The 8,552-nt window shown below is 58.4% G+C and carries 8 protein-coding genes; 6 read left to right on the forward strand and 2 right to left on the reverse strand.

Annotated elements, in window-relative coordinates; translation table 11 throughout:
* Positions 1-1,058 precede the first annotated feature (1,058 nt).
* Together panB and panC are read left to right on the forward strand one after the other, a co-directional pair.
* A complete protein-coding gene (panB, locus tag E4K65_RS36145; RefSeq protein ID WP_167771428.1) occupies positions 1,059-1,931 on the forward strand; it encodes a 3-methyl-2-oxobutanoate hydroxymethyltransferase in 873 nt (290 codons plus the stop codon).
* Between the two features lie 13 nt (positions 1,932-1,944).
* Positions 1,945-2,784: a pantoate--beta-alanine ligase gene (panC, locus tag E4K65_RS36150; protein ID WP_135178162.1), complete on the forward strand. Its 840-nt coding sequence runs from the start codon at positions 1,945-1,947 to the stop codon at positions 2,782-2,784.
* Positions 2,785-3,028: 244 nt separating this feature from the next.
* Here panC and E4K65_RS36155 read toward each other — a convergent pair whose 3' ends face one another.
* Positions 3,029-3,232, reverse strand: coding sequence for a hypothetical protein (locus E4K65_RS36155; protein WP_135178163.1), 204 nt, complete (start codon positions 3,230-3,232; stop codon positions 3,029-3,031).
* Between the two features lie 1,125 nt (positions 3,233-4,357).
* Between E4K65_RS36155 and E4K65_RS47815 the strand changes: the two genes are divergently transcribed.
* Entirely contained in the window at positions 4,358-4,564 is a 207-nt protein-coding gene (locus E4K65_RS47815; RefSeq protein ID WP_167771429.1) for a hypothetical protein, read from the forward strand.
* 941 nt (positions 4,565-5,505) lie between these two features.
* On the opposite strand, the gene E4K65_RS36165 is transcribed toward E4K65_RS47815, so the two are convergent.
* A complete protein-coding gene (locus E4K65_RS36165) occupies positions 5,506-5,709 on the reverse strand; it encodes a hypothetical protein (protein WP_135178164.1) in 204 nt (67 codons plus the stop codon).
* 369 nt (positions 5,710-6,078) lie between these two features.
* Here E4K65_RS36165 and E4K65_RS36170 point away from each other — a divergent pair, with 369 nt between their 5' ends.
* From E4K65_RS36170 to E4K65_RS36180, 3 genes are all read left to right on the forward strand, one after another.
* Positions 6,079-6,345, forward strand: a complete 267-nt coding sequence (locus E4K65_RS36170) for a DUF4349 domain-containing protein (protein ID WP_235884962.1) — start codon at positions 6,079-6,081, stop codon at positions 6,343-6,345.
* Between the two features lie 740 nt (positions 6,346-7,085).
* Positions 7,086-7,502 carry a lipase family protein gene (locus E4K65_RS36175; RefSeq protein ID WP_135178165.1) on the forward strand — a complete coding sequence of 139 codons (417 nt, stop codon included), beginning with the start codon at positions 7,086-7,088 and terminating at the stop codon, positions 7,500-7,502.
* 568 nt (positions 7,503-8,070) lie between these two features.
* On the forward strand, positions 8,071-8,457 hold the full coding sequence (locus E4K65_RS36180) for an ectoine synthase (RefSeq protein ID WP_126262194.1): 387 nt from the start codon (positions 8,071-8,073) through the stop codon (positions 8,455-8,457).
* Positions 8,458-8,552: the final 95 nt, after the last annotated feature.

The following is an 8,552-nucleotide window of genomic DNA, read 5'->3' on the forward strand; positions in this document are numbered from 1 at the left end:
ATAGAGAAATCCACTATCTTGAGGAAATTCTCGGCGAAGCATTCTGCGGAAAGTACTGCTTCGCGAGGTAGCCGCACATCAGAGTCAAGGCTCTTTGATGGCTGCGAGACCAGGGAGACGGACCGCCGGGCGGCCGCACCGTTGGTGCGTGCGAGGTGCTGCCGTGAGGGGCAGCGGGGCTTCCCAAGTAGATGTTTGACAGGAGGCGAGAAATGCACGTTTGCTTCCGGAATTCCCTCGACGATTCAGCCGCATGCTGCGCGATATGCGGTGGAAAGTTTGGGCTGATCCGCCATTACTGGTGGCGAACGGCCCTTTGCTCCAAGAAATGCGTCAATCGCTTCAAGGCGCGACGGGAGGCCGATCAGAAATGGCTTCGATGGTTGCGAGCGGCTTAGGACTCGGCCGAGCTGTGCCGGTACCGCCCCGGTCAGACTTGTTGCGAATTCGAGTGGCCCTAGAGCGCGTGGAAATCAAGTGACAGAAGCATCGGCACAAATAATCGACTTCAGGGCCTACAGGGCCGGCAGGCTGGCTCGGTCTGAGCGCCTTCGCGACGACGTCTACTCGACCGCGGCTCTCGCTGCGTTCACAGCGGCCTGTCAGCTTTGGACGTTCCTGGCCTGCCATCCGTTCGCTTTGCTCGGCGCGCTAGCGCCGAAGCAGGAGCCTCACGAGTACCCCTAGGGGCAGGCACGGAGGTGGGCCCCCAAGACGGAGTCCCCACTGCGCGCATCTCCAGCTCGGTCCGGTCGAGCCGTCACCGTTTGGAGAGACTGCAATCAGCCCAGAAACGCGTGCAGATGGTGGCTCGTCGCGAGCGCCGCTCCTCGATCGCGGCTCCGGCCGGCATAGTCGCTGAAACTGTAGGGGAAGACGAGCCATCGGGTGGTGAAATCGCGATGAGGAAGGTCTTGGCTCATGGTTGCGCGACCATTGGACTGTTTTTGCGCTGTTCTCCAGTTTTAGAGAACTGGGATCTCCATCCTCAATGCCATTGACAGGCTTCTCCCGCCTTCTCTAGGAAGCGCCGACGGTGTGTGGGGAGCGGATTCAATATGAGCCACAGTTCAGAGCAGCCTCTAGAACGTGTCACGATTCCGGCACTGCAGCAGTGGAAGGATGAAGGACGTCGTGTCGTGATGACCACCGCCTACGATGCGGTTGCGGCGCGCATCGCGGATCCCATTGTCGATATCATCCTGGTCGGCGATAGCGTTGGAAACGTCTGTCTGGGATTCGACAACACGCTGCCCGTCAGCGTGGCCATGATGAATCATCACCTGGAGGCTGTTGCGCGCACGAGGCCTCATGCCCTGCTTGTGGCCGACATGCCCTTTCTGAGCTTTCATGTCGGTTCTGAGGATACGATTCGCAATGCAGGAGGTTTTCTGCAGCGTGGCGCCGATGCTGTGAAACTCGAGGGTGGTGCCAAACGCGTCGAGATGGTACGCGCCTTGGTCGATTGCGAAATTCCTGTGATGGGACATCTCGGTCTGACCCCGCAGAGCGTCAACGTCATGGGTGGATTCAGGGTGCAGGGAAGGACAACGGATACCGCCTTGCGGCTGCTCGATGACGCGCACCGTCTGCAGGAAGCCGGCTGTTTCGCTTTGGTCCTGGAGGGAATCCCTGCCGAGCTCGCGGCGCGAGCGACCCAATTTCTCACGATACCCACCATCGGGATCGGAGCAGGACCCGATTGCTCGGGCCAAGTGCTCGTGTTCCATGATGTTTTGGGGCTAACCGAAGGCCACCGCCCCAAATTCGTTCGTGCCTATACAAATGGATTCCAGCTGTTCCAGGAGGCGCTATCGCGCTGGGCTGCCGATATTCGCAAAGGTGCATTCCCGGGCTCAGAGGAGTGCTATCGGCTTCCTGATCAGCTTCGCGATGCCATCGCCAATTGGGTGCCCTCCAATTCAACCTGAAGCAAGGTAAGAAATGCAAGTAATTACGAAGCTCGCTGAGCTGCGTCGGGCCCTTGCAGACGTCCGCAACGCCGGTAAGCGCATTGGGTTCGTTCCGACGATGGGATACCTGCACGATGGCCACCTGTCCCTGATCTCGGCTAGCCGTGGGCACTGCGACGTCACTGTCGTTAGCATCTTCGTCAACCCCACTCAGTTCGGCCCAAATGAGGATCTCAGCAGGTACCCTCGCGACTTCGCGCGCGATGAAGCCTTGTGCCGTAATGCCGGCGTCTCCATCATCTTCGCGCCAGGTGCAGAGGAGATCTATCCGGCTCAGTTCGAGACCTTAGTCGAGCCGGGCGAACTCGCAAAACCGCTCTGCGGAGGTTTCAGGCCGGGACATTTTCGTGGTGTAGCGACTGTCGTCTGCAAGCTATTGAACATGGTGCAGCCGGACGTCGCGTACTTTGGACAGAAGGATTTTCAGCAATGCGCTGTGATACGCCGCATGACGGTTGATCTGAATCTTCCGGTCGAGATTGTCACCGTGCCAACCGTGCGGGAGCCGGACGGGCTGGCAATGAGCAGTCGCAACCGTTATCTCAGCCCGGAAGAGCGCGGTCGGAGCCTTGCGATCAGCCGTGGCTTGTTCGCCGCAGCGCAAGAGTTTGCCTCAGGGGAGCGCGACGCGGCAACGCTGATTGCGCTTGCAACAAAGCATTTGGAATTGGTCGATCGATTACAGTACCTTGAGCTTGTCGACGCTGGGACCCTCAGGATTGCCGAGAGCCCGCTGCGCTATCCGGCGGTGCTCTGTGTCGCAGCGTACGTCGGCTCGACTCGGTTGATCGACAATGTAGTCCTGAGCTAGCCCGTAGCCAGATCCGCAAGCGACTGCGCTCAGAAGCAGTCGAACCCGATCAGCTGGCCCTGAAATCCTCAACATCCTGAATAGAGCTCTCGAACACGATCCGAAACTGCTCCTTTGCGTCCTGAACGACTGCCCCACGCTCGAGCACCTGATGTCGGTTGATTGGCTCTGCCGCTGACAAGTGGAGCGTGACGGGGCCGCTCCACACTGCCGAGAGCAGCCAAGCGCGGGGTCGCTTTTCGTACTATGACTTCGGCGGCTCAACTAGACGTTCGGGGCCATTCTGACCGCTTTGCGCGCTTTCTACGACGTGGCGCAAAGCAATTTCAGAAAGTCGTACAACCAGCTGTTTGAGGCCCGCAATTTCCTTCCTGCAGCGCTCCAGCTCGTACTGTTCGGCCGTCATCACAGATGTTGTGCGACGTTGGCTGCTGCCAAGATGATTCATGTAGCTCCCTTTCCGATTCGACAAACACAGCAGAAAGTCTGAACAGCCCAGTCGCTTCTCTTCGCTGAACGTGGCGCCTCGCCGTCAGATCGAAGTTTTCACATGTAGCCCGCGGCGGGCTGGTTTGCTAGCTCACTCCCCTGCAAAGGGCTCACGCCCAGATCGCTGATGCGACCGCACTTTCGGCGACGCCATCTCGCTGGCTCATGCTCAGTTGCAGTAATGGCTCAAAATGTGGCCGTGGAATGTGCCGCCCTTCGGCTGCGTGTGATCGCTCTGGGCGGAACTGTAACAAAATCGCAATATCAAATAGTGCAAGGAGCCGCGCTCTCGCGATCAAATCCTGCATTACGGCGACGCCCCCGATGAATTTTCACACAACGTTCGCGTGCTCGTGCTGGGGTACTTCGGCTACACCAATGCGACTGCAAACGGGCATTGCCAAGGAGGCTCGCTCAAAATCGTGTGCTGCAACTACGTGCGATCAATCAATAGCCACACGCCCATGACCATGAGATTGCTGCACGATCGCGAAACGACCTCCCCAACCTGCATAAAGCCGAAGATCGCCAAGAGCGGCTAGGGGGCGAGTCACGGATCACTGTTCGTAGGTGTCGGATCTTGGCGCGATTTCGTCGTCAAACACGGGGCCGGCGCTGGTTTTTGGCGTGAAGATATGCGTCATCGCAACAATTGATCGCGATGTCCCTCTACAGTGCAAGAGGCGAAGCCTTCGGGCTTGGTTGGGCGCGGCGGGCGCGATAAGCGGCAAGAGGTCCGCAACCGAACTGGCAACCTACGAACACATTGGCCTGCCGCAGCCGGCCAACCAGTCCGGCGCCCAATAGAAGTCCCAGCACATCCTGCGTAATCGCAGGGCGTCGCGTTGGGGTCTGAGCTCTGCCAAACTTGTCTGTTAAGCCGGAGAGAAGCGACGAGAAGAGCAAAAGCAGGCCGATTAGGCGAGCTACCGCAATTGATTAGCGATCGCAGAGATGCTGGACATTGCACCGCCGTGAAAATCGGCTGACCCGCAGTCGCGAAGCCTCATACGATCTGATGTACTTGCGTTGCGGTCCAGCAAATGCCCATTATCTTCCTCGATGGGATGAGGGAGATCTCCCAATGCTCGACGGTGCCACGACCGCGCTCCTGCGCACGATCCTGGAGGAGGTTTGCGAGAGCGTCCCACCGTATGACGCCGGCGTCCGCGCCTACGTTGCCTCCAAAATCCTGGAGGCGGCCACCAGAGGTGAGACGCGCCCCGATCTGCTTAGACAGATCGGTCGGGAAGCTCTTTCCAAAGCGCCAACGATGTGGCGATACACCTAGGACCCGGCTTGTCATTGAGGTGAATTTACAAGTCGCAGTGCTGAAGATCCTGGCCCGTTCTCTAGTTTTCGCGCCGTCGCGCCGCCTGCGGCGTAGCGATCCGGCCAGCTCGCAGAGGTCTGTTGTGGTCGCAAATCGATGGCGGCCTACGTCACCCAAGACGCAGCGTCATCCGGTGGAGCATTGTCATGGCGCATCCTTTCGCGCGCAGCGGACGCGAACGGATCCGCGTATTGAAGTTCATTGTTCATGTCGTGGGCGACATTCACCAACCTGCGGCGGTCGGTTGCCGATTGAGAAACAGCGCGCGGTGTCCGTCAGCTGCGCGTCCAACGGAATCTTTGTACGATGGACACGGGCGCAGCGTCTCATCGTTGCGGTCGAGCGTTCCTGGCCGCAGGAGTTGATGCGCTCATATACACATCGCATGTGCAGGCTAGAACGATGACACGATCTGGCATCTCGAATGCTCTGCGCCAAATCAGACCTTTTTCCCCGCGAAGCGGTAAGCATCCGCTTGTTCAACGGTTAGATTGGCTGCTAAGCCGGTTCCGATCAACGCTGGCCGCTTGCGCTCTCGATCATAAACCATCCAACCGGTCCCGCCCTTCCGAACGAAGATCTGTTTTGCGAACAAGCACCGGCAGTCAATCTTAGTCCCCCGAGGTCGTTGCCACGATACGTCACGATCGGCCCATGCAAGTCGCCGCGCCGCATTTGCATATATGAATCGGTAGGCGGGTTGCTCCTGCGAGCGGCCAATCGTTTAAAGAGAGCAGCTCGCACAAAAGGCAGCGCATCCAAGCCTTGGCGCACGCATCCTTGCGCGCCACGATACCGGTGAGGCGTTGTGCTCATAACATTCATCCGCAAATGCGGGCGAAGTCAGTCTTCGGCGCCGGAGCGCCGTCAACTCACGCGAGCCGGTGCGCCGTTGCTGTTTACTCCTGTGGGAGCGCCGCAAGTGCCTTTTCGATCACTGTGATTTCTTGACTGACCTGAGCGATTGCTTCCTTCGGATCAATTCCGGTAACGCGGTTCAACTTCTGCAGTAGCTCCCGCCGATGTGTCAGAAGGTTCTCCAGCGCGCTGCGGTTGATTAGTTTCACATAGCCTTCCACAATCAATCCAATCGAAAGAGACATCCGAAACTCTCAAACAAACCTGTTCTCAACGAAGCTGCGTATAGCACATCGGCAGATGATGTTCAGCTCGCCGGGAGAGAATACTGACGGGCGAGCTTGTTGGCGACAAGCGTCCGCCACCGGCGGCTTGCCGACTATTCCTTGCGCCTTGCAGGCGTCCAGCTCTGTTTGAGGGACTAGCGGAGCAGAAAGACGGCGTATGGCGAGCCAAAAACGCTGCGGATCGTCGAAATGGAAATGCTAGGAGTGATATCACGAACTGCCATGCCGAACGGCGTGGAGATGCGATGACACGCGGCGCACTAACCGACGACATGCTCGCCTGAATATCTCTTTGTAGACATTGCGACGACGTCAGGAGCGTCCAGGATGCTCGATGAATACTTTGCCCGCATTCGTGCTCACCGCAACAATATCCACCGCTATCGTCGCCTGCTGAAGTCGAACCTGTCGGATGTCGAACGTCAGTTCATCGAAAAACGCCTCACCGAAGAGCAGACCGCGCTCGAGTCTCTTTCGGCCGAGACCTTCCCGCTCGCGTTTGGCCTTCGTAAAGGGGGCGGACATGCCGGCGAGCTAGGCGCGGAGCCGCGAACGACGTGCGCGTCTGGGACCCCGGGCGGTCTGATCTGCTGACCTGCGCGGGCGCGGTGGCACCCCAGTTCTGCTCGGGGATGCCCCAACTTTTCCGACGAAATCTGATTAAAGATCAAGATGTTAGTTAGAGTCGTTTCTGGGACGCGCACGCGACTCATCGAAGCAAAATGGCCGCGCGAGCGGCCATTTGTCCCTGTCGTCGCGACGAGCGGGCTGGCCAGGGGATAGCCTGGCTCAGCAGGTTGAGCGTGCGCATTCCGTCCGCGTTCAAACAGAACGCCACCGATTGAAGACGTGCAGGGGTCGCGGTAGGCTCGTGCAGGTGGTGATCAGCAGAGTCCTATCATGCCGCAAGGATCTATTCTTCTCGTGCACGGCACTGGTGTTCGCCTCGGCAATTACGAGACGAGCTTCGAGGTCGCCGTGAAAACGGCCAGCGAGTGCAGCTTGGGACGGAATTTGTTCCCCTGTGCTTGGGGAGACCCGCTCGGGGTTGAATTCGAAGGTCTTTCTCTTCCGGATGTTCGGACTGCGGAAGTCGAGCGCAAGGCGAAAGAGGATCTCACTCAGTGGATCTGGATTCTCGATGATCCGCTTGTCGAACTTTCCTTGCTCGGAATTTTCGATGGAAGCGCTGCAGATGCAGGCGTTCCGAATCCGGAAGGACCAACTGGGAGCCCGCCCGAACCTGGATTTTATCCGATAAGGTCACCGAGCGCGCATTTGCGGCGTCCGCGCATGAACCTCAAGAAGCGTTCCGCGCGCTCGCCCGAGCTTTGGTGGCGCAGCTGCATGTGGAAGCCGTCTCGCGCTCGCGCCCCGCTCTGTCTGCCGTTCACCGCGAGAAGCTGGTGCAGCGGCTCTTGATTGACTGGAAGCAACAGGTGTTCGGGATAAACGACCGATTTCTCAAATGTGTGGCGCGCGCCGGGACGAGATACGTCAGAGATCGTCGCAACGCGCTCAATGCGGTCGCGGCTCTCCCGCTCGGAGACGTCCTGCTTTATCAGACCAACGGAGCCAAGATCCGCTCGTTCATCAAGAGTAAGATTGAGTCCTGTCCTGCGCCAGCGACCATCGTCGCACATAGCCTCGGCGGCATCGCCTGCGTGGATCTGCTGGCTTTGGGCGATATTCCGAAGGTCGATGGTCTCGTGACCCTCGGCTCGGCTCTGCTCGACCGGTTCTCGCTCTGAGGACCTGTTTGTATTCGGCCAATACCTCGCCAGTTTGTTAGATTGGCTACACGCCCAGCCAAATCGTTCTAATCGCTAGCCAGCTGAGACAGCCACAACTTTTATCTTTCCTCGGTCTGCTATCGCGGCATGACATTTGCTCTCCTAGCTGAGACGTTGGGGAACCGTATTCGCGGCGACAGGCACAGCAAGGAAGGAAACGACTTGCCAAATCTGCGACTGGAGACAGTTCATGTCGCCGGCATTATCTCCAGCAGCATTCTGGGAAATACAAAGGTAAGCGGTACCGCGCGAAAGGTGGAACATCAAGCTGGTACGCGCCGATCGGGGCGGCTGCGAAATACCCTCGCGCCTATAGTTTTAATAGTCGATGTGGGGCAAATGGCAGGGCGTTTGCGTGTAGCCAATCCCCTGGGATTACTGCACGGGTTCTCAGCATCCGGCGGCGGGGTTTTTCGACGGAGATCCCAGTCGGCCGCGCGACAGGGGAGGTCGCAGTTCCGGGGCAGAACAAGCGCCTCCAGCCTTTGGATCAATCACTTCAATCTGCACGGGGCAATCTAACACTATGATTGTGCGTAGTCTGCACGACGTTGAAGCAACCGATCACTTCGTCGATTGGGGCAATGGTACTAGCCACCGCCTTCTGACGGATAAGGACGGCATGGGTTTTAGCATCTGCCACACCGTCGTGCGCGCCAACACCGTTTCCCTTCTGCAATACCGGAATCATCTCGAAGCCTGCTACTGCATCGGCGGAGAGGGCGAGGTCGAGGACATGGACGGCAATGTCTTTCCCATTCGCCGGGGCGACATGTATGTGCTTGACAAGCATGACAAGCATTTCCTGCGCGGGGGACGGGGCAAGGACTTGATCCTCGTTAGCATCTTCAACCCGCCCCTCACCGGAACCGAGCGCCACAAGCTCGACGACCCGGCAGGCTCCACATATTGAGCGATGCGAAGAAACACCAATCCAATATGAACTGCCGCTAATTGCCAGAAACGTTTACTCGAGCCATCCAGCATTGCCCCGTACCGCACGCGCGG

The sequence above is a fragment of the Bradyrhizobium niftali genome, from assembly GCF_004571025.1.
Taxonomy (GTDB): domain Bacteria; phylum Pseudomonadota; class Alphaproteobacteria; order Rhizobiales; family Xanthobacteraceae; genus Bradyrhizobium; species Bradyrhizobium niftali.